The sequence below is a fragment of the Pseudoalteromonas espejiana DSM 9414 genome (assembly GCF_002221525.1).
Classification (GTDB): domain Bacteria; phylum Pseudomonadota; class Gammaproteobacteria; order Enterobacterales; family Alteromonadaceae; genus Pseudoalteromonas; species Pseudoalteromonas espejiana.
On the sequence record NZ_CP011028.1, the window covers coordinates 941,191 to 961,333 of the forward strand.

The window sequence follows — 20,143 nt, forward strand, 5'->3', positions numbered from 1 at the left end:
TGGCTAAACCTAATATGTAACTGTGTTTGCAAATTTATGACAGATTTTGATTTAGCATATCCCCCTTTTGGTCTTAATTAAAGAGGGTAATTGATAAAAAGACTTACCAATTAGGCTAATACCTAATAATTTATTATTTGCTTTTAGCTCTTATAAGACCATATAAAAACCTTTAAGCACTTTGGTTTTAAAGGCTTTGTAATATTACTAAGTAATACTTTAGACATAATTTAGCATTAATTAATAATAAAGTATGCCAGTAAAAGGGTGTTTTTTATTATTGGCATTAGTTCTTTTTAATTATTTTAACGAGTAATGCAGCACAAAGCCCATTAAATGTCGGTTTTAGTTCTATTTATTAGAAGGGTTGTTTGTAAAGTTTTTATTAATACGATTGCTTAGAGGTTTGTCTTCAATGCTCTGTAGTTCTATTTCTATTGCGTCGCACGATATATGAATTTCAAATAATGAGGTTAACAACGAAAGGCTCAAGCAGGCCAAACTTACACCAAATAAAATAATACCTGTGGTATTAAATTCAATAAACAAGGCAAACATAGACAGCGTACATAATAAAAACGAGGCCACGCCATACACTTGCATGGTACGAATGAGCTTTATACGTTTTCTTAAATTAGTTATTTGAGCCACCACCACAGGACGTATAGACTCGCCTTCTCGTGAGTTAAGCTCGCGTATTAGTTGTGCGAGCACCAAAAATCGGTTTGTATAAGCAAGTAATAACAGTGAAATTGCCGGAAAAAGTAAACCTGGGGTGGTAAGCGTCATTATTTTTATCCTAAAAAAGTTGCTTGTTATACAGTTTAGTAGAGTATCGTAGGATATTGTAAACACAAAATAAATGAGGTGATAATTGCAAAATATTAATACGCAGAGCACCACGAATGCATTTCAGTGGGTAACCCTCTATAAAGCAGAAAATACCTTAGAGGCAAATATAGTAAAAGGGCTTATTTTAAGCGCAGGTATTGAGTGCCAAGTACAAGGCGAAATGCTGCAAGGTGCGCTTGGCGAAATTCCGTTTGAACAAACCCAAGTAAGTGTGCAGGTTTATGCGATAAAAGAGCGCCACGCGCGCGAAATATTGGTAAACTATCAGCAAGTAAAACAATCCGCTCCAGATTGGGTATGCCCTAACTGTAATGAGCATAATGGATCAACATTTGATTTTTGTTGGTCATGTGAGACTTTAAGAAATGACAAAAGCGAATAACTTTCAGCGTATTAGAGAGCTAAATTACTTACAAAAAGCAGTGTTAGCAAGTGCTTTAATTGAGCGTATGCTGCCAAATTATGGCTTATTTAGTGAGGCGACTGGCTTTGGTGATGAAGCTTTATTACGCAGTGCGTTAAATGTTTGCTGGGAAAAAATATTACTACCTAAAAGTAAAATAGATCTTGAAAAACAGGTAGAAAAAATTGAGCCTAATGTTCCTGAGCTTGCCGATTTTGATATGTTTGGAACGTACCCAGCCATAGATGCAGCCACCTCTTTATTAAGCCTAATGCACGGTCTAATGGGCCAAGATGAGCAAGAGTTTATCAGTGTGAGTAAAATATCGCAGGCAACAGTGGCGCGTTTTATTGAGTACCAAATGACAGTTGAAGGCGAAGTAGCCGATAACAAAGCCGTGCGCGAACACCCCTTAATGCAATACGAGATTGAAGTGCTTGGGGAGCTAATCGACTTTGTTGAAAACATGGGGCGTATTACCTCAGAAAACGTAAAAGCACTTAAAAAGCAGGCTGTTGCCGATGGACAAACCAATATTGGTTTGGCGTTATAAACAAATTAAGTAGAGATTAAAAAGGCAGGAGAAGTACAGTGCGAATTTTAGGCATTGAATCATCGTGTGATGAAACCGGTATTGCGATTTACGATGATGAAAAAGGCTTATTGGCTCATCAGTTATACAGCCAAGTAAAAGTACACGCAGATTATGGCGGCGTAGTGCCAGAGCTTGCATCGCGCGATCATGTTCGTAAAACACTACCACTTATTGATGCTGCCTTTGCCCAAGCGGGTTGTGGTCCAGAAGATTTAGATGGCATTGCTTATACTGCTGGCCCTGGATTAGTTGGTGCGTTACTTGTAGGTACTTCTATAGGTCGTTCTTTAGCTTACGGTTGGGATATTCCTGCTGTTGCTGTACACCATATGGAAGGGCATTTGCTTGCGCCTATGCTTGAAGAAAACGTACCAGAATTTCCTTTTATTGCTTTGCTTGTATCTGGTGGCCACACCATGATGGTAAAAGTTGCCGGCATAGGCCAGTACGAAGTACTTGGTGAGTCGGTAGATGATGCGGCCGGTGAGGCGTTTGATAAAACAGCTAAATTGTTAGGGCTTGATTACCCTGGTGGCCCGCGTTTGGCTAAAATGGCAGAACAAGGTGTTGCAAAGCGCTTTGTGTTTCCGCGTCCAATGACAGACAAACCTGGCCTTGATTTTAGCTTTAGCGGTTTAAAAACAGCAGCATCAATTGCGATCCGTGAAAACGATGACGACCCGCAAACTAAAGCCGATATAGCACATGCGTTTCAAACAGCTGTAATAGATACTTTAGTTATTAAATGTAAGCGAGCATTAAAACAAACGGGTATTAAGCGCTTGGTTATTGCTGGCGGTGTAAGTGCTAATACACAATTACGTTTGCAGCTTGAGCGCGTAATGCAAGGTATGAAAGGCCAAGTGTATTATCCGCGCACAGAGTTTTGTACAGATAACGGTGCTATGATTGCTTATGCTGGTATGCAGCGCTTAAAGGCGGGGCAATTTGCAACACTCGATATGAAAACCAAACCACGTTGGCCTATAGATACCTTAGAAGCGATTTAGTATTTTACTTAGCGTGTTTTATCATCAGTGGGGGCTTTTTTAGTCCCCACTTTTGGTTCTTCACCTTTAAAAAGCCGAATAATGTTTGTACGGTGCCGAAAAATAATAAGCACAGTAATAAAAGTAACAGGCAACGTATAAAGTGGCTTTATCCACCAAGTATATAAGGGCGCAAGAGACACAGCCACCAATGCACCTAAAGACGAAAAACGGGTAATCGCAACAATAATTAACCAGGTACTTATTAATAGCCCTGCCAACGATAAGCCAATGGGTAATAAAGAGCCAAAAGCCGTGGCAACAGCTTTGCCACCTTTAAAGCTAAAAAATACGGGGTACATATGCCCTAAGCATGCAGCTGCTGCTACTAAGCCTAGCTCTAGCGGTTCAAGCTTTAAAAAGTAAGCGCCCCAAACAGGGATAGTGCCTTTTAAAATATCAAAAACCAATACCAAGCACGCAGGAAAAGCACCACCTAAACGATATACGTTGGTAGCACCGGGGTTATTAGAACCGCTATTACGTGGATCGGGTAGTTTGAATAACCGTGATACTAAAATAGCCGAGGAAATCGACCCTAGTAAGTAGGCTAAAACAAACAATAAAATGGTTAACACAAGGCCCCTTATTTTTGAATTACTATACCCATTGGTAGCACTTTTAAGCTATTATTGGCGGCAAAATTTATCGTAAAAATTATAACTGTTATATTTTTTCAGTTAACTTAGCCATTTGGCTATTGTAGAAGTTATTTTTACATATTTAAACACTGGTTAAAGCATATACAGTATTAATTTTATTGATGCTTTATATGTTTGCTGAGTTGTTTAGTGTTATTTGGAGTATCAATGGATAAGGTATTTATATCTCAGCTACACGTCGACACAATTATTGGAGTGTACGACTTTGAAAAAGAAAGTAAACAAAGCCTTTATTTTGATATTGAAATGCTCAGTGATATAAAACCTGCAGCCGCAAGTGATGACATTAATTTAGCGCTCGATTACGCAAAAGTAAGTGAGCGTGTAATAGAGCATACAACAGCTAAGCCCGTTGAATTACTCGAAACGTTAGTTGAGCAATTAGCTAAAATTATACTGACTGAGTTTAATACGCCGCAGGTAACAATTAAAGTGAGCAAGCCCGCTGCTGTTGCCCAAGCCAATACGGTGGGTGTTGAAATTACTCGCACTAAGGCCATGAGCTAAATGGCGCAAATTTATATCAGCTTAGGCTCAAATATAAATAAAGCACATTATATTCGCTGTGCGCTTGTGGCGCTTGAACAGCACTTTTCTGATTTAGTGCATTCTTCTGTTTATGAAAGTGAGGCTGTTGGCTTTGCAGGCAATAACTTTTATAACTCGGTAGTTGCTGCGTCTACGTCAATGCCACTTGAAAGTGTATGTAAGTTATTAAAGCAAATAGAGCGAGATAATGGGCGTAACGCGCATGATAAAAAGTTTAGTCCGCGCACGCTCGACTTAGACTTATTATTTTACGATGATGTAATTTGTGATTCGCCAGCTCAGCTACCACGTGACGAAATTACTAAAAATGCATTTGTACTTCAGCCTTTATCTGAAGTCGCCCCCGATTTTTATCACCCTGTGGCAAAGCAAACTATTGCTGCGCTTTGGAGTGAATATAACAACCCTCAACAAAAACTATGGAAGGTGGAGTTTTCTAACCCATGAGTATTATAGAAATAATTGTTTTAGCCCTGATACAAGGATTTACTGAGTTTTTACCTATTTCGAGCTCAGCTCACTTAATCTTACCTTCACAGATATTAGGCTGGGAAGACCAAGGCCTTGCTTTTGATGTGGCCGTTCATGTAGGCACATTAATAGCAGTCGTTATTTACTTTAGAAAAGAAGTAAGCGATATACTGGGTGCTTGGTTTAAATCATTTGGCGCACAAGGCGCTACCGATGACAGCAAGTTAGGCTGGTGGATTATACTTGGGACTATTCCTGCTGCAATCTTAGGTTTACTGTTAAAAGACTTTGTTGAACTTTACCTTCGTAGTGCTTGGGTGATTGCTGCCACCACCATTATTTTTGGTTTGTTGCTGTGGTACGCCGATGCAAAAGGTAAGCAAATGAAAACGATTTATCAGCTTAACTGGAAAACTGCCCTGATCATTGGCTTTGCGCAAGCTGTGGCCATGATCCCAGGTACTTCGCGTTCAGGCATTACCATGACCGCAGGTTTGATGTTGGGAATGAATAAGCAAAGTGCGGCCCGTTTTTCGTTTTTATTAGCAATTCCTATTATTTCTATGATGGGACTTTATTACACCGCAGAGCTTGCGTTGGGTGATCATGTTGTAGATTGGAGCACATTATTACTGGGTGTTGTACTTTCGTTTTTGTCGGCTTATGCATGTATTTTTATGTTTTTAAAAGTAATTGAGCGAATGGGAATGCTACCCTTTGTAATTTACAGGCTATTACTTGGCGCTGGCTTAATTATATTTTTAACGCTGTAATATCACTAATGCAGTGTGGTTTACTAACACTGGCCAAACTAGAAAACAAAAAAGCACCTCAAGGTGCTTTTTTGATATCAAATTTAGCTTATAAATTTAGTAAATAAGATTTAATAAATTCGCGTTGATTTGGGGCTTTGGGCGTTGTTTTAAATATTAGAGTATTATTATTCATACGCAGCTTTAATACATCCGTGAATTTGCACTCTATGGTATTAAATTGAGCAACGTCAGATTTAAAGTTTTGATCTTTTTCACACATATAGGCTATTTCTTTAGCAACTTGAGCGCAAAAAGAACCAACTGCATACTCTTTAAGGTTCTCATCATCAATGCTATCCCAATTAAGTTGAGTATTTATTTTTAGCCCACATTGCTTATCCACTTCGCTATTAGCAGCGGAAATGCTTTTTTGCTGGAATTTTAAATGCTTTTCCCGATTAAATTTTGCCAACTTACCTTGAGTACCTTTTGCTAATTGTTGCTCGTATTGCGCTTTTAAGTCTTCAACAATTGCAGGGTTAGACTCTTCTTTTTTTGCTAAATAAATCCCATCTCCACTATCAGGAATATATAACGTATATGAACAGCAACGATAGCCCTCATTCACACTTATTAAACTACGTTCTGTACCATCAAATATGTATTTATAGGCTTTATTACTACCGTGTGGCTTCAAGTTTGTTAAAAAAACAATGCCATCGATATCGTGATTTATACCAGTAATCTTTACTAAAGCTTGTGTTTTATCTACTGTAGGAGCGATGATAACATTGCTACCCTCGCCAGAACTCAGTTCAATGGGGTATTTAGCAAGTTCTAAAGTAAAGCCTTTGTGAGAAAGTAGCATGCAGGCTATGAGTAATAGTTTTTTCATATCAAGTCCTTTTAAAGTATTAAAATTTATTTAGCTTGTTTATAACATCGATAATATTTGATTAAAAGCGATGCGCTAAAATCAAATGTTCCTATTTAATGATTTTGTGTTTAAAAAGGTGATTATCGGCTTTTAAGCATCAGTGAATTGTTGATACTTGCATAGTAACTAAGCCTAAAATTTGGCATTATAGCGCCATTAAACTTTACGGTTGTGTGAAGTACTAAAGGATTTAAAAACGTTATGCATATACACATATTAGGCATTTGCGGCACCTTTATGGGGGGCATTGCTGCTATTGCTAAATCTCTCGGCCATAAAGTAACTGGCTCCGATCAAAATGTTTACCCACCAATGAGCACACAACTTGAAGAACTCGGTATAGAGCTTACTCAAGGGTACAACGTAAACCAGTTAGAGCCTAAGCCTGATATGGTGGTAATTGGTAACGCAATGAGCCGTGGTAATCCGTGTGTGGAGTATGTATTAGATAAAGGTTTGCCTTATACATCGGGCCCTGAGTGGCTTAAACATAACTTACTACAAAACTCTTGGGTGCTTGCAGTGGCAGGCACCCATGGCAAAACCACAACAGCGAGTATGCTCGCATGGATACTCGAATATGCGGGCCTTAAGCCTGGCTTTTTAATTGGCGGCATAGTACAAAATTTTGGTGTGTCGGCCAAAGTGGGCGAAACGCCATTTTTTGTTATAGAAGCCGATGAGTACGACACCGCTTTTTTTGATAAGCGCAGTAAATTTGTGCATTACCTGCCACGTACACTTATTTTGAATAACCTTGAATTTGATCATGCAGATATTTTTGACGATTTAAACGCAATAAAAAAACAATTTCACCACTTAATGCGTACATTACCTCAAAGCGGCAAAGTGATTTGGCCAAAACAAGACACTGCACTAAATGAGGTAATTGACCAAGGCTTATGGAGTGAAAGCGAAACCTTAAATGGCGATTGGGATTACACATTATTACAGCCCGATGGCAGTGAATTTGATGTACTTTTAAATAATGAAAAGCAAGGCACTGTTAACTGGCAACCTATAGGCGAGCACAACGTTAAAAATGCCGTTATGGCTATCGCCGCAGCACGCCATGTGGGGATTGCGGTTGATCACAGCATAGCAGCACTTGGGGAGTTTATTAGTCCTAAAAGGCGAATGGAACTTAAAGCCGATATAAACAATATTAAAGTGTATGACGACTTTGCCCATCATCCAACTGCCATTAAAACAACGCTTGCAGGGCTTCGTGCAAAGGTAGGCAACGAGAAAATTATTGCCATTTTAGAGCCGCGCTCTAACACCATGAAAATGGGCGTGCACCAACATACTTTGCTTGCCTCACTTGAAAGTGCCGACGATGTATTATTATTTGAGCCAGATAACCTAAACTGGTCGCTTAAAGAGCAAGCTGATAAAGCAGGTATGCAATGCTTTAGCAGTACGCAAACAATTATTGATAGCGTGCTTAGCAATATAGCGCCTAATCAACATATTTTAATTATGAGCAACGGCGGTTTTAATGGCTTACATCAACAATTGGTTGATGGCTTAGCGATTAAATTCAGCGGAGAATAGTGTGCAATTTAAAGATAAAATTACCCTCGCGTTTAGTGGCGCATCAGGCGCGCCTTATGGTTTAAGGTTACTTGAGGTATTAATTGAACAGCAATTTCAGGTGTATGTGCTTATATCAAGCGCAGCTCGTGTAGTGCTTGATACAGAATCAAACATTAAGCTCTCAGGCAATGAAGAAAAAGCAACCGAGCAGCTAAGCATATTATTTAATGCTAAAGCAGAGCAATTAAAAGTATTTGGTAAAGATAACTGGTTTAGCCCGGTAGCCTCAGGCTCTGCTGCGCCTAAAAAAATGGTAGTATGCCCATGTAGTGCGGGTTCAGTCTCGGCTATTGCCGTTGGTGCATCAGATAACTTATTAGAGCGCGCTGCCGATGTGGTTATTAAAGAGCGCGGGCAGCTAATTTTAGTCCCACGGGAAACGCCATTTAACGAAATTCATCTAGAAAACATGCTTAAGCTATCGCGTTTAGGGGTCACTATTATGCCCGCTGCGCCTGGCTTTTATCATAAACCGCAAAGCATAGATGACTTAGTTGATTTTATGGTGGCAAGAATTTTAGATCATTTAAACATTGAACATACCCTAACAAAACGCTGGGGTTATGGTGAGGGTAAGTAATGAGTAAGCAAAATGTTGCTTTGAATATAGAAGGCCTGACCAAGGTTTATAAAAATGGCGTAGAGGCTGTAAAAGGGGTTGATTTACAGGTCAACGAAGGTGACTTTTTTGCACTACTTGGCCCTAATGGCGCGGGTAAATCGACGACCATTGGCGTTATTTCCTCTTTGGTAAATAAAACGCAGGGTAAGGTAGAAGTGTTTGGTCATAATATTGATACTGACCTAGAAGCAGCTAAAGCGCATTTAGGCCTAGTGCCACAAGAGTTTAACTTTAGCCAGTTTGAAACGTTAGGCCAAATACTTGTAAACCAAGCCGGCTATTATGGCGTTACCCGCAGCGAAGCGCACAAACGTGCTGATAAATATTTAACGCAACTCGGTTTGCTTGAGAAAAAAGACAAGCAAGCACGCACGCTTTCAGGCGGTATGAAACGCCGTTTGATGATTGCACGCGCCTTAATGCACGAGCCAAAGCTATTGATTTTAGATGAGCCAACAGCGGGTGTAGATATAGAACTGCGCCGTTCAATGTGGGATTTTTTACGCCAAATTAATGAGCAAGGCGTCACAATTATTTTAACCACGCATTACCTTGAAGAAGCTGAGCTATTGTGTAAAAACATTGCCATTATTGATACGGGCCGCATTGTTGAAAACACCACGATTAAGGCGTTACTTGCAAAGCTTGATAAAGAAACCTTTATTTTAGACTTAAAAGTACCCGCACAGCCTGTAACGCTCGAGGGCTATAAATTTACCATGACCGACAATCATACTGTTGAAGTAGAGGTAGCTAAGTCTCAAGGTTTAAACGCTGTGTTTAGCGCGCTTACTGAGCAAGGTAATACGGTATTAAGCATGCGTAATAAAGCAAACCGATTAGAAGAGTTATTTGTAGGACTATTAGAGCAAGGGCGGGGCGAGTAAATGTTTAAATATGGCGTAGCCTTAAAAAGTTTATGGATTAAAGAGTGTATTCGTTTTTTACGTATTTGGGTGCAAACCTTAGTACCACCTGCTATTACCATGAGCTTATATTTTGTTATTTTTGGTAATTTAATTGGCTCGCGCATTGGCGAAATGGGCGGCTTTAGCTACATGGAGTTTATCGTTCCGGGCTTAATTATGATGTCAGTTATAACTAACTCATACTCAAACGTAGCCTCTAGTTTTTACTCCACAAAATTTCAAAAAAGCATTGAAGAGCTATTAGTTGCACCGGTCCCTAATTACATTATTGTACTTGGTTATATGGGCGGCGGTATGACCCGTGGCATGATGGTTGGCTTTATAGTGACCTGCGTATCGCTATTGTTTGTTGATATTCAAATCCATAACATTTTTGTAATTATGGCGACGGTTATTTTAACGTCGGCAGTATTTGCATTAGGTGGATTAATTAACGCGATTTATGCAAATAGCTTTGATGATATTAGTATTATTCCCACCTTTATTTTAACGCCACTTACCTATTTAGGCGGGGTATTTTATTCAATAACATTACTTCCTGAATTTTGGCAGAACGTGTCGCAAATAAATCCAATAATTTACATGGTTAATGCTTTTCGTTACGGCTTTTTAGGTGTGTCGGATGTTGATTTAAGTGTGGCGCTTGGCGTTATATTGGTATTTATTACGGTATTATTTACTTTAGCACTTACGCTAATTAAAAAAGGTGTGGGGCTTAGACACTAATGAGCGATGCAAATTCACGTAGTATTGTATCTAACCAAGCAGGTATTCACGAAAAGCTTGATGAAATCGTTAATAAACACCTAAACGCTGAGTTTAAAAAGCCCATTGCTGAGCATACTCAAAAAGCGTTTGATGAAGTAAACGCAAAGGTGCAGGCCTTTAATGGCCCGCTAATTTTAGACTCGTGTTGTGGCGTAGGTGAAAGTAGCGCTAACTTAGCTAAACGCCACCCTGATGCACTAGTGATTGGTATTGATAAGTCGTCTCATCGCCTTGATAAGCACGATGTAGAATACAAGCAAACTGATAGCGGGCAGTATATTTTAGTGCAAGCCGATTTAAACGATTTTTGGCGTTTAGCGGTGGCTGCTAATTGGCAACCTACACATCATTACTTGCTTTACCCTAACCCGTGGCCTAAATCTAAGCATATTCAGCGCAGATGGCATGGAGCGGCTATTTTTCCGTTTATTGTTAAGTTAGGTGGGCAGTTAGAGGTTCGCAGTAATTGGGATATTTACGTAAAAGAGTTTGCCAGAGCGCTTGCGCTAACTGGCAACCCTTGCAATGTAACATTGTATGAGTCAGATGATGCAATCACACCGTTTGAGCGCAAGTACTGGGCCAGCGGCCAGCAGAGCCACCGGCTAGTTATTAACCTTTAAAGTACCGCTTCTTCTTCATTTGATGAGTTTACATGTGGCGCTGGGTAGGAAAAATAATTACCCTGCATCAGTGTCACATTTACTTTTTTAAGCGCATTTACAATACTTATATTTTCTACCGACTCAGCCATGAGCTGAAGGCCTAATTGGCTCGAAAAGTTAACGGTGTGCTCAATAAAAAGTGCAATGTTGTTGTCGCTAATTACTTGCTTAACTAAAGCACCGTCGAGCTTAATACCATTTACTTCAAGCTTTAACGCATTTGATATATTTGAATACCCACTGCCAAACCCCGTAATTATTACATTAACACCCTTAGTTTTTACCATAGCGATGAATGTTTTTACTTCTGAGAAATGCGCAACAGCATGAGACTCTAATAGCCCAAGCGTTATATTTTCTGGGTGTGGATAGCGTTTTAGTTCATTTGCTATGTATTCACTTAAACTTGGGTCGAGGATGTCTTGGCCGCTTATATTAAGGCTCCAACATATATCTGTTTTTCTAAAGCGCTCAACACACTGAGTAAACAAAGTGCGTGTTAATAAGCCACCCATTCTTGAACGGGTTACAACATTTATAAAAGAGTCGGGTTTTAATATTTCACCATTTTCGGTAACCATGCGCGCTAAGCATTCGTAATGCAGTACATGCTCTGTTGTTGTGTCAAATACAGCTTGAAAATAAGGCACAATGCGGTTGTTATCAAAGGCATCTTGCACTTCTTTTGCAAGGCTTACGTTATATTGATATTGATTTTTTACATCATTCATTACTTTTGAATAGCTAACTACGTGTTCACGGCTTTGTTTAGCTTGAAGTGCCGCAATATGCGCGTTTTCTAAAAGCAGTGACTTATTACCACTGGCGATACCCGAGCAATACGTTATATAAATAAATGGGCTAGTTAAAACGGGGCTATTAAAATTGTACGACTCAACTAAGTCGGTAAGCTCTGCTCCAGCCAGCTCTCTAGGTGCAAGTATTGCTATTTTATTAGCAGCAAGCCTAAACACTTTACAACTTTGTGGGCAGCGGCTTTTAAAGTGATTAAGTAGGTTTTTCATGACCGAATCGCCAACTTGGGTACCGTAAAAGCTGTTTATATCCTCAATTTCATTAATCCAAATTACTGCAAGCTGCATATGGTGCAAATTACTTTTTTTAATAAAGTATTCTAAGGCTATATGGTTAGCAAACCCCGTGCTTGAGTCTGTTTCTATGGTGCGTTTTAAAAGATATATATAAATTGCTGCAACAAGTATGGCTATAAAAAAGAAAAAGCTGGCTGTAATAACGGCCTTGGTGACACTGTATTGAAGCTTTTTGTTTAAATCATCGAGAGTTATATCGGCTCCGGTAATATAGGTATTGCCGGCGCTATCCACAAAGGGGATAAATACGGTTTTAAATTCTCCCCATTGATCACTCGATTGTTCAAAAACAGGCTCAGTAGAATAAAAGGCGCCCATGTTTATGTCGGTTGCTTCAGGGTATAAATCAAGAAACTGCGTAACACGTGCGTTTTCTTGATCCTCTTTTGTATAGCTAGATGATGTAAAATAAACTTTATTATTTCGCATTATCATAGAATAGACATAAGCAATATCTAGTGCTTGGGCTAGCTCGGAAAGTTGCTTGTTTTTGTTTTGATAAACCGAAAAGCTAATGTCGAAGCCTTGGTTAATACTATCGTGGTAGTTTTGCCCTAAAATATGCTTAACGCTTGTGGCTGCATTTAACAGACGCTCATCTACAGCGTTCATTATTTCACTGCGCGCTGTGCTGTAGGTGTAGTAAACATAAACTAATAAACTGATTAAAAACAATGTAAAACCAGCTATAAACCAATTCCCTTTTAATTTCCCTGTTAGCATATTTGTCCCTTATTATTACACATGTTAAGTATACTCATAAATGCAAATAGCCCAAAACTTAAATGTGACTTTTTAATAAAAGCGGCTTATTGATAAAAATTTAATATTTTTGTCATCCCTTTAGTCGCTTTTATGGCTAAAAGGGAGACATTTTGCTTATATTGCAGTAAAGTTAGCGCAATTTTTAAAAGAAACACGCAGCTTAAAATAGCGCCACAGTTTGGCATTTTTGATAATTAAACGCGTGTTTTAGCTACACACACACTAGGTATAAAGATGGATCAAAAGCGTTGTGCCGTCGCCTCTAAAGAAAGCCTTAAGCGTATATTTACTGTACCTGAAGCGCCTGACTCAACTTTAAGCAAAATAGAGCTTGAAATTTCGAGTAATTTAGCAGGGTTTTTAAACGAAAATATAGCGGCAATTGAAAAGCCGTTACATGAAATTGAAAAAGATTTTCAAGCTGCGGTGATCCCAGAAAACCCAACGTTTGTATCTGCTTACGCCCAAGACATTATGGAGCAACTTGTTGCCCATTCTGTGCATACGGCTGCGCCCAGCTTTATTGGCCATATGACATCGGCTTTACCGCATTTTTTACTGCCGCTTTCTAAGTTGATGGTTGGGCTAAACCAAAACTTGGTAAAAATAGAAACCTCTAAAGCATTTACCCCTTTAGAGCGCCAAGTACTAGGCATGATGCACCATTTAGCTTACTCGCAAGATGAGTCGTTCTATTCAAAGTGGATGCACAGCGCTAAAACATCACTCGGTGCATTTTGCTCCGGTGGTACAGTGGCAAACATTACTGCATTGTGGATAGCGCGTAACCGCCTGTTAAAGCCTGATGGAAACTTTAAAGGTATAGGTGCACAGGGCTTAATTGCTGGTATGTTGCATTATGGCTATAAAGGTTTGGCTATATTGGTTTCTGAGCGTGGGCATTACTCGTTAGGTAAATCAATTGATTTACTGGGCATAGGGCGCGAAAACCTAATTGGTGTTAAAACCTGCGAAAATAATAAGGTTGATGTAAATGCTATGCGAGATAAGGCCTTAGAGCTTGAGTCGCAAGGTATAAAGGTAATGGCAATTGTGGGTGTGGCAGGGACTACCGAAACCGGTAATATTGACCCGCTCGAAGCTATGGCCGACTTAGCACAAGAAATAAATTGCCACTTTCATGTAGATGCAGCATGGGGTGGAGCGACGCTTTTATCGCAAACACATCGCCCACTTTTAAAAGGGATTGAGCGTGCAGACTCTATTACGATAGATGCGCACAAGCAAATGTATGTTCCTATGGGCGCGGGCTTAGTGTTATTTAAAGACCCCGCAGCAACCGATGCGATTGAACATCATGCTGAGTATATTTTACGTAAAGGCTCAAAAGATTTAGGTAGCCATACACTTGAAGGCAGCCGCCCAGGTATGGCTATGTTAGTGCATGCTTGCTTACGTGTTATTGGCCGTAAAGGCTACGAAATGCTAATTGATCGTAGCATTAAAAAAGCTCATTACTTTGCCGATTTAATTAAAGCGGATGAAGATTTTGAGCTTATTTCGGAGCCAGAGCTGTGCTTATTAACGTATCGTTATGTTCCTAAAAAAATTAAGCAAGCCATTGCAGAAGCTGATGAAAAAACACGTATTGATATTTTTGCCTCATTAAATCGTTTTACAGCCAGTATGCAAAAACGCCAGCGTGAGTCGGGTCGCTCGTTTGTATCGCGTACACGTTTAACGCCTTCAAAGTACGATAACCAACCCACGGTTGTGTTTAGAGTCGTGCTTGCAAACCCGCTAACATCGGGTGTTATATTAAAAGAAATTTTGGCTGAGCAAAAAGAGCTGGCTAAGTCAGATCCGGTGTTTAAAAAGTATTTAAGTAAATATATGTAATACCAAGTTGCTTAATTAAGTGAGCTATTTTGAGGCTGAAAACGGTATTTAGTTTTTCTGGATAAATTTTAGCGCAGCGAACCTCATGCTTAGCTATCTAAACTGATTAAGTATTATTGCCGGTTTGTATAATAGCGATAAACATAAGAAAAGGCGCCAATTGGCGCCTTTGCTGTTTTTGATATAAATAAAATGAGTTATACCAATCCGCATCCATATTAGCTAAAGCAATTAGCTTTTATTATTTCAGTAATAATATGTTGTGATGGCTTTATTTTTTCCATTGCTAAAAACTCATCGGGCTGATGAGCTTGGTTAATAGAACCAGGCCCCATTACAATAGTTTCGCAGCCTAGTTGCTGAATAAATGGCGCTTCGGTGCAGTAGTTTACTGCAACGGCTTTTTCGCCTGCTATTTTTTCTGCCATTTTTACCAGTGCGCTGTCGGTGCTGCCGCTAAATGCAGGAATAGGCTCATGGAGGTCAATTACACTTACTGCATTTGGGTATTGCTCGTTTATATCTTTAGTGGCGTCTATTAGTAAGGCTTGTAAATCTTTAACGCTTAAGCCAGGTAATGGGCGCATGTCTATATGCATTTCACAACAGCCACAAATTCTGTTTGCGTTGTCGCCACCGTGTATATGGCCTAAATTAAGTGTGGGATAGGGGATTTCGAAATGCTCTACTGAATATTTATTCTTTAATTGCTCTTTTAAGATCAGTGATTTTGTAGTCACTTTATGCATTACTTCGATGGCGTTAAGACCACGTTCGGGATCGGAGCTATGACCTGAGCGACCTACAACTCTGATAGCGGTGCTCATATGCCCTTTATGAGTAAATACAGGTGTCATATCAGTAGGTTCACCAATTATACACCGAGCAGGTTTTAAATTAGGGTGCTTACAAATTTGCTGCGCGCCTGCCATGGTGGTCTCTTCATCGGCGGTGGCAAGTATTAAAATTGGCTGGGTTTGTTGTTTTTCATCAAGTTCACTAATTGCTTGCAGCACAAAAGCAAAAAAGCCTTTCATATCAATGCTGCCTAATCCGTACAGTTTATTATCTTGTTGCGTTAATTTAAATGGATCGTGATTCCAACGGCTATCATCAAACGGTACTGTATCGGTGTGTCCAGCAAGCATTAAACCACCATCACCTTGGCCGCGTTTAGCTAATAAGTTATAGCGGCCTTTACCGCCTTCTAATTCTATAATTTCACACGTAAAACCTAAGCTTTCGCACCAGCGGGCAAGCAGTTCAATTACACTTTTATTGCTCATGCACAGGCTATCTTCTATTGCACTAATAGAGGGGGCTGCAATGAGTTGCTGATACATAGAGATAAACGATGGCAAAGACATAAAAAAATCCAAAATAATTATTCAATTTAATTGCATAACAATATAAAAGTATTTATGATGAATATCAATTCACTTTTTAAGCATAAATATATTAAGTATAGCCATGAAGATAATGCGACGATAATCAACAATTCATTAAGCAAAGTATTAACTAGCATCTAAGCTAGTGTAAGCGAACATCATACCTATTTAGTAGTAAATTTATAAAACGAGTAACAAATGAATGTAGTGATTATTGGCGCAAGCGGTTATAGCGGCGCAGAGTTAGCAAGTTTAATTGCTAAGCACCCTAATTTAACCTTATCTGGTTGTTATGTATCTGAGGGAAGTTTAGACAAACATAAATTGCTTAGCGATTTATACCCAGAGCATAGCGGATTACTTGACCTGCCATTATTACCTTTAAGTGATGCTGCATTTGATGATATTAGCACAAGCGCTGATTACATCTGTTTATGCACTGACCATAAAGTAAGTGTAGATTTAGCACCGCAATTTTTAGCCATGGGTAAAAAAGTATTTGATTTATCTGGTGGTTATCGCCTTGCTAGTAATGACGACTACGTAACTTTTTATGGTTTTGAGCACCAACACCCTGAGCTATTAAATGAAGCAGCTTACGGTTTAGCCGAATGGAATAGTGACGCAATAGCAAATGCGCAACTCGTTGCAGTGGCAGGTTGTTACCCAACTGCTGCGCTTAATGCGCTAAAACCACTACAGCAAGCGGGCTTGTTGAGCGACGATAAAGTTATTATTAATGCGGTTTCTGGTGTAACTGGCGCAGGGCGTAAAGCCAGCGTAGGTACTCACTTTTGTGAAGTATCGCTTGCCCCTTATGGTTTATTTAACCATCGCCATGGTCCAGAAATTGAACAGCACCTGGGTCATAAGGTGTTATTTACACCGCACTTAGGAAATTTCCCTCGTGGTATTTTAGAAACTATTTATGTACAGCTTAAGCCAAACGTTACCAAGGAAAACGTTTCTGAAGCTTATAAAGTACTTGCAAACGAGCCATTAATTCGTTTGTTAGGCGATAAAATACCGTCTATTAAAGGCGTAGCAAAACAGCCGTATGTTGATATTGGTTGGCAACAACAAGGTTCGCAGTTAATTGTTATGGCAGCCATAGATAATTTATTAAAAGGCGCTGCAGGCCAAGCATTGCAGTGTATTAACTTATCAATGAATTTAGATCACACAACGGGTTTAAAGGGAGCCTTTTAATGAGCACTAAAACGTGGGTAATTAAATTAGGTGGTGCAGTCCTTAATACTGAAAATGCAGCTAAAGCACTATTTGATGTGTTAAGCACAGAGCAAAATAACCAGTTTGTAATTGTGCATGGTGGTGGCTCGTTAGTTGATACCTGGCTAAAACAGGCAGGCTTTGCTAGTGCAAAACATCAAGGTTTACGTATTAGCCCGAGTGAACAAATGCCATATATTGTAGGTGCTTTAGCAGGTTGTGCTAATAAACAGCTTGTGGCTCAAGCAATTAATGCAGGGCATAAACCTGTTGGGTTAAGCCTTTATGAAGCCGGTGTTAGTGCTTCGCAAAAGCTAAAAGCACTTGGTCAAGTAGGTAAATGTACAAGTAATGATGATTCAATTGTAAACGATTTACTTAATCTTGGCCGCTTACCTATTGTCAGTTCTATTGGCTTTGACGAGCAAGGCAACTGGTACAACGTGAATGCCGATGAAGCTGCAGCAGCGATTGCTAGCAATCTAAACGCAGAACTTATATTTATGACCGATGTAGAAGCGGTGCTTGATGCAAATAAACAGCCGCTACATCAACTTGACACAAAACACATTGATACTTTAATTGATGAAGGAGTAATTTTGGGCGGGATGGAGGTCAAAGTTAAGACCAGCCTACACGCTGCCCAACATTTACGACGAGGTGTGTACATTTCCAGTTGGCAAAAGCCAGAAAACTTAACTGCTTTGCTACAAGGCGAGCATGTCGGAACAAAGATTACACCATAGGGTTACCATGTTAGAGAATTTTTTAACGGGTCTAGAATTAGACCAACAAGGCGCACTTAATTTATTAAAGCTAGCGCGTGATTTAAAAGCAAATCCAGAAAAGTACAGCCAAGTATTAGCGGGCAAGTCTGTTGTTACGTTATTTGAAAAGCAAAGCTTACGTACGCGTTTATCATTTGATATTGGTATTAATCGTTTAGGCGGCCACGCTGTTTATTTAGATCAGCAAAATGGTGCGATGGGCGCACGTGAATCGGTAAAAGATTTCGCACTTAATATTTCTACATGGGCTGATGGTATTGTAGCGCGAGTTAATCAGCACAGCACGTTAACAACGCTAGGTGAATACTCTTCTGTGCCTGTGGTTAATAGCTTATGTGATTTATATCACCCGTGCCAGGCACTGGCTGACTTTTTAACACTTCAAGAAGTACATGGCGATGTAAGCGAGCTTAAAGTGGCTTACTTAGGTGAGGGTAATAATGTAACTCACTCATTAATGCTACTAGCTGCCACATTGGGTACTGATTTTGTAGCGGTAACGCCAAAAGGCAGCTCGCCTGACTCGCAAATTCTTAAAAAGGCTGAACAAATAGCAGCAATGAATGGCGCATCAGTAATGGTAAGTGACCGTGTAGAAGCGGCTGTTGGCGCAAACGTTGTTTACGCCGATACATGGGTTTCAATGGGGGACGATACCCCACTTGAGCTTGTAAAAGAAAAATACATGCCTTATCAGCTAAACCAAGCATTGCTAGATCAAACAGGGGCGACTACGGTATTACATTGCCAACCGGCACACCGTGAGTTTGAAATTACCTCTGAGGTAATGGATGGCCCTGCATCTAAAATTATTCAACAAGCAGAGAATCGCATGCATGCGCAAAATGCTCTGTTAGTTACATTACTAAATCCAAATTTTGTTAAGGAACACCTATGAGTTCAATTAAAAAAGTCGTTTTAGCCTATTCAGGTGGTCTTGATACGTCGGCTATCGTGCCATGGTTAAAAGAAAACTACGGCTGTGAAGTAATCGCGTTTGTTGCCGATGTAGGCCAAGGCGCTGAAGAGCTTGAAGGCGTTGAAGAAAAAGCAATCGCATCAGGCGCATCTGAGTGTTACGTAGTTGACCTAAAAGATGAAATGGTAAGTGAATACATTTACCCAACGCTTAAAACCGGTTCAATTTACGAAGGTACTTATTTACTCGGTACGTCAATGGCGCGCCCTATTATTGCTAAAGCGCAAGTTGAAATTGCACGTAAAGTAGGTGCCGATGCACTTTCTCATGGTTGTACTGGTAAAGGTAATGACCAAGTTCGTTTTGAATCGTGTTTTGCAGCGCTTGCACCCGATTTAAAAGTAATTGCACCATGGCGTGAGTGGGATTTATCAAGCCGTGAATCATTATTAGATTACTTAGCTGAGCGTGATATTCCGTGCTCTGCTTCTGCTACAAAAATATACAGCCGTGATGCTAACGCGTGGCATATTTCGCACGAAGGTGGTGAGCTTGAAGACCCATGGTGCGAGCCTAGCGACCAAGTGTGGACGTGGACTAACTCTCCTGAGCAAGCACCTGATAAAGCTGAGCATGTAACACTTACGGTTATTGAAGGTGAAGTAGTTGCCGTAAATGGTGAGCAGCTTAAACCTTACGACTGTTTAGTTAAATTAAACGACATTGCTGCACCGCATGGCGTTGGCCGTGTAGACATTGTAGAAAACCGTTTAGTAGGCATGAAATCACGCGGCTGTTACGAAACGCCAGGTGGCACTGTAATTATGGCGGCACTGCAAGCTATTGATGAGCTAGTACTTGATAAATCAAGCCGTAAGTGGAAAGAAGTATTAGGCGGTGAGTTTTCGCACTTAGTTTATGATGGTCGTTGGTTTACACCTCTTAAAGATTCTATTTTAGCGGGCGCAGAAGCGCTTTCTACACTAGCAACGGGTGAAGTTGTACTTAAGCTTTATAAAGGCCAAGTGACAGCTGTTCAGAAAAAATCACCGAATAGCTTATACAGTGAAGACTTTGCTACCTTCGGTGAAGACGATGTATATGACCAATCGCACGCTGAAGGTTTTATTCGTTTATTCTCGCTTTCGAGCAGAATTTCAGCAATGGCTAAAAAGTAAATTATTTATAGCCCCTTTTAAAAGGGGCATTTCAGGGTTTGGAGAGA

General features: G+C 39.9%; 21 protein-coding genes. 16 read left to right on the forward strand and 5 right to left on the reverse strand.

Annotated elements, in window-relative coordinates; translation table 11 throughout:
* Window positions 1-351: 351 nt before the first annotated feature.
* The gene (locus PESP_RS04285; protein WP_089346921.1) at window positions 352-789 is read right to left on the reverse strand and encodes a DUF2721 domain-containing protein; all 438 of its coding nucleotides are present in this window, start codon (window positions 787-789) and stop codon (window positions 352-354) included.
* Window positions 790-874: 85 nt separating this feature from the next.
* Between PESP_RS04285 and PESP_RS04290 the strand changes: the two genes are divergently transcribed.
* The 3 genes from PESP_RS04290 to tsaD are packed head-to-tail and all read left to right on the forward strand — an operon-like array spanning window position 875 to window position 2,860.
* Window positions 875-1,234, forward strand: a complete 360-nt coding sequence (locus tag PESP_RS04290; RefSeq protein ID WP_089346922.1) for a putative signal transducing protein — start codon at window positions 875-877, stop codon at window positions 1,232-1,234.
* On the forward strand, window positions 1,218-1,808 hold the full coding sequence (locus PESP_RS04295; protein ID WP_089346923.1) for a YjaG family protein: 591 nt from the start codon (window positions 1,218-1,220) through the stop codon (window positions 1,806-1,808). Before PESP_RS04290 ends, PESP_RS04295 begins: the two co-directional genes overlap by 17 nt.
* Before the next feature lie 38 nt (window positions 1,809-1,846).
* Entirely contained in the window at window positions 1,847-2,860 is a 1,014-nt protein-coding gene (gene tsaD, locus PESP_RS04300) for a tRNA (adenosine(37)-N6)-threonylcarbamoyltransferase complex transferase subunit TsaD (RefSeq protein ID WP_089346924.1), read from the forward strand.
* 8 nt (window positions 2,861-2,868) lie between these two features.
* Here the strand turns inward: tsaD and plsY are convergent, their stop codons facing one another.
* A complete protein-coding gene (gene plsY, locus PESP_RS04305) occupies window positions 2,869-3,477 on the reverse strand; it encodes a glycerol-3-phosphate 1-O-acyltransferase PlsY (RefSeq protein WP_089346925.1) in 609 nt (202 codons plus the stop codon).
* 231 nt (window positions 3,478-3,708) lie between these two features.
* Between plsY and folB the strand changes: the two genes are divergently transcribed.
* From folB to PESP_RS04320, 3 genes are read left to right on the forward strand one after another with little or no spacing between them, the layout of a single operon-like run.
* Window positions 3,709-4,068 carry a dihydroneopterin aldolase gene (gene folB / locus PESP_RS04310; protein ID WP_089346926.1) on the forward strand — a complete coding sequence of 120 codons (360 nt, stop codon included), beginning with the start codon at window positions 3,709-3,711 and terminating at the stop codon, window positions 4,066-4,068.
* Window positions 4,069-4,557, forward strand: a complete 489-nt coding sequence (folK, locus tag PESP_RS04315; protein ID WP_089346927.1) for a 2-amino-4-hydroxy-6-hydroxymethyldihydropteridine diphosphokinase — start codon at window positions 4,069-4,071, stop codon at window positions 4,555-4,557.
* The gene (locus PESP_RS04320; RefSeq protein ID WP_089346928.1) at window positions 4,554-5,354 is read left to right on the forward strand and encodes an undecaprenyl-diphosphate phosphatase; all 801 of its coding nucleotides are present in this window, start codon (window positions 4,554-4,556) and stop codon (window positions 5,352-5,354) included. Before folK ends, PESP_RS04320 begins: the two co-directional genes overlap by 4 nt.
* An 88-nt stretch (window positions 5,355-5,442) precedes the next feature.
* On the opposite strand, the gene PESP_RS04325 is transcribed toward PESP_RS04320, so the two are convergent.
* Window positions 5,443-6,231, reverse strand: coding sequence for a hypothetical protein (locus PESP_RS04325; RefSeq protein WP_089346929.1), 789 nt, complete (start codon window positions 6,229-6,231; stop codon window positions 5,443-5,445).
* Between the two features lie 243 nt (window positions 6,232-6,474).
* Between PESP_RS04325 and mpl the strand changes: the two genes are divergently transcribed.
* Genes mpl through trmB form a run of 5 tightly spaced genes read left to right on the forward strand, consistent with a single transcriptional unit; the run spans window position 6,475 to window position 10,814 of the window.
* Window positions 6,475-7,830, forward strand: coding sequence for a UDP-N-acetylmuramate:L-alanyl-gamma-D-glutamyl-meso-diaminopimelate ligase (gene mpl, locus PESP_RS04330; protein WP_089346930.1), 1,356 nt, complete (start codon window positions 6,475-6,477; stop codon window positions 7,828-7,830).
* 1 nt (window position 7,831) lies between these two features.
* Window positions 7,832-8,452 (forward strand): flavin prenyltransferase UbiX, encoded by a 621-nt coding sequence (locus tag PESP_RS04335; RefSeq protein ID WP_089346931.1) that lies wholly within the window; start codon window positions 7,832-7,834, stop codon window positions 8,450-8,452.
* Window positions 8,452-9,381 (forward strand): ABC transporter ATP-binding protein, encoded by a 930-nt coding sequence (locus PESP_RS04340; RefSeq protein WP_089346932.1) that lies wholly within the window; start codon window positions 8,452-8,454, stop codon window positions 9,379-9,381. The genes PESP_RS04335 and PESP_RS04340 overlap by 1 nt, the downstream gene beginning before the upstream one ends.
* Window positions 9,382-10,149 carry an ABC transporter permease gene (locus PESP_RS04345; protein ID WP_004588540.1) on the forward strand — a complete coding sequence of 256 codons (768 nt, stop codon included), beginning with the start codon at window positions 9,382-9,384 and terminating at the stop codon, window positions 10,147-10,149.
* Complete coding sequence (gene trmB / locus PESP_RS04350; protein ID WP_089346933.1) at window positions 10,149-10,814, forward strand: tRNA (guanine(46)-N(7))-methyltransferase TrmB; 666 nt, start codon at window positions 10,149-10,151, stop codon at window positions 10,812-10,814. The genes PESP_RS04345 and trmB overlap by 1 nt, the downstream gene beginning before the upstream one ends.
* Here the strand turns inward: trmB and PESP_RS04355 are convergent.
* Entirely contained in the window at window positions 10,811-12,691 is a 1,881-nt protein-coding gene (locus tag PESP_RS04355; RefSeq protein WP_089346934.1) for an EAL domain-containing protein, read from the reverse strand. The two genes, trmB and PESP_RS04355, sit on opposite strands and share 4 nt — an antisense overlap.
* Before the next feature lie 276 nt (window positions 12,692-12,967).
* On the opposite strand from PESP_RS04355, the gene panP reads away from it, so the two are divergent.
* On the forward strand, window positions 12,968-14,593 hold the full coding sequence (gene panP / locus PESP_RS04360; protein ID WP_089346935.1) for a pyridoxal-dependent aspartate 1-decarboxylase PanP: 1,626 nt from the start codon (window positions 12,968-12,970) through the stop codon (window positions 14,591-14,593).
* A 218-nt stretch (window positions 14,594-14,811) separates the two neighbouring features.
* Here panP and argE read toward each other — a convergent pair whose 3' ends face one another.
* The gene (gene argE / locus PESP_RS04365; protein WP_089346936.1) at window positions 14,812-15,960 is read right to left on the reverse strand and encodes an acetylornithine deacetylase; all 1,149 of its coding nucleotides are present in this window, start codon (window positions 15,958-15,960) and stop codon (window positions 14,812-14,814) included.
* A 219-nt stretch (window positions 15,961-16,179) separates the two neighbouring features.
* On the opposite strand from argE, the gene argC reads away from it, so the two are divergent.
* Genes argC through PESP_RS04385 form a run of 4 tightly spaced genes read left to right on the forward strand, consistent with a single transcriptional unit; the run spans window position 16,180 to window position 20,096 of the window.
* The gene (gene argC, locus PESP_RS04370) at window positions 16,180-17,190 is read left to right on the forward strand and encodes an N-acetyl-gamma-glutamyl-phosphate reductase (protein WP_089346937.1); all 1,011 of its coding nucleotides are present in this window, start codon (window positions 16,180-16,182) and stop codon (window positions 17,188-17,190) included.
* The gene (gene argB, locus PESP_RS04375) at window positions 17,190-17,957 is read left to right on the forward strand and encodes an acetylglutamate kinase (RefSeq protein ID WP_089346938.1); all 768 of its coding nucleotides are present in this window, start codon (window positions 17,190-17,192) and stop codon (window positions 17,955-17,957) included. The genes argC and argB overlap by 1 nt, the downstream gene beginning before the upstream one ends.
* Before the next feature lie 7 nt (window positions 17,958-17,964).
* Window positions 17,965-18,897, forward strand: a complete 933-nt coding sequence (locus tag PESP_RS04380) for an ornithine carbamoyltransferase (RefSeq protein WP_089346939.1) — start codon at window positions 17,965-17,967, stop codon at window positions 18,895-18,897.
* Window positions 18,894-20,096 carry an argininosuccinate synthase gene (locus PESP_RS04385; protein ID WP_004588532.1) on the forward strand — a complete coding sequence of 401 codons (1,203 nt, stop codon included), beginning with the start codon at window positions 18,894-18,896 and terminating at the stop codon, window positions 20,094-20,096. Before PESP_RS04380 ends, PESP_RS04385 begins: the two co-directional genes overlap by 4 nt.
* Window positions 20,097-20,143: the final 47 nt, after the last annotated feature.

Excerpts from the sequence above, each read along its gene's own strand:
- PESP_RS04285 (WP_089346921.1), bottom strand. The coding sequence starts at position 789 with ATGACGCTTACCACCCCAGGTTTACTTTTTCCGGCAATTTCACTGTTA.
- PESP_RS04295 (WP_089346923.1), top strand. The coding sequence starts at position 1,218 with ATGACAAAAGCGAATAACTTTCAGCGTATTAGAGAGCTAAATTACTTA.
- folB (WP_089346926.1), top strand. The coding sequence starts at position 3,709 with ATGGATAAGGTATTTATATCTCAGCTACACGTCGACACAATTATTGGA.
- folK (WP_089346927.1), top strand. The coding sequence starts at position 4,069 with ATGGCGCAAATTTATATCAGCTTAGGCTCAAATATAAATAAAGCACAT.
- PESP_RS04320 (WP_089346928.1), top strand. The coding sequence starts at position 4,554 with ATGAGTATTATAGAAATAATTGTTTTAGCCCTGATACAAGGATTTACT.
- PESP_RS04325 (WP_089346929.1), bottom strand. The coding sequence starts at position 6,231 with ATGAAAAAACTATTACTCATAGCCTGCATGCTACTTTCTCACAAAGGC.
- mpl (WP_089346930.1), top strand. The coding sequence starts at position 6,475 with ATGCATATACACATATTAGGCATTTGCGGCACCTTTATGGGGGGCATT.
- PESP_RS04340 (WP_089346932.1), top strand. The coding sequence starts at position 8,452 with ATGAGTAAGCAAAATGTTGCTTTGAATATAGAAGGCCTGACCAAGGTT.
- PESP_RS04345 (WP_004588540.1), top strand. The coding sequence starts at position 9,382 with ATGTTTAAATATGGCGTAGCCTTAAAAAGTTTATGGATTAAAGAGTGT.
- trmB (WP_089346933.1), top strand. The coding sequence starts at position 10,149 with ATGAGCGATGCAAATTCACGTAGTATTGTATCTAACCAAGCAGGTATT.
- PESP_RS04355 (WP_089346934.1), bottom strand. The coding sequence starts at position 12,691 with ATGCTAACAGGGAAATTAAAAGGGAATTGGTTTATAGCTGGTTTTACA.
- panP (WP_089346935.1), top strand. The coding sequence starts at position 12,968 with ATGGATCAAAAGCGTTGTGCCGTCGCCTCTAAAGAAAGCCTTAAGCGT.
- argE (WP_089346936.1), bottom strand. The coding sequence starts at position 15,960 with ATGTCTTTGCCATCGTTTATCTCTATGTATCAGCAACTCATTGCAGCC.
- argC (WP_089346937.1), top strand. The coding sequence starts at position 16,180 with ATGAATGTAGTGATTATTGGCGCAAGCGGTTATAGCGGCGCAGAGTTA.
- argB (WP_089346938.1), top strand. The coding sequence starts at position 17,190 with ATGAGCACTAAAACGTGGGTAATTAAATTAGGTGGTGCAGTCCTTAAT.
- PESP_RS04380 (WP_089346939.1), top strand. The coding sequence starts at position 17,965 with ATGTTAGAGAATTTTTTAACGGGTCTAGAATTAGACCAACAAGGCGCA.
- PESP_RS04385 (WP_004588532.1), top strand. The coding sequence starts at position 18,894 with ATGAGTTCAATTAAAAAAGTCGTTTTAGCCTATTCAGGTGGTCTTGAT.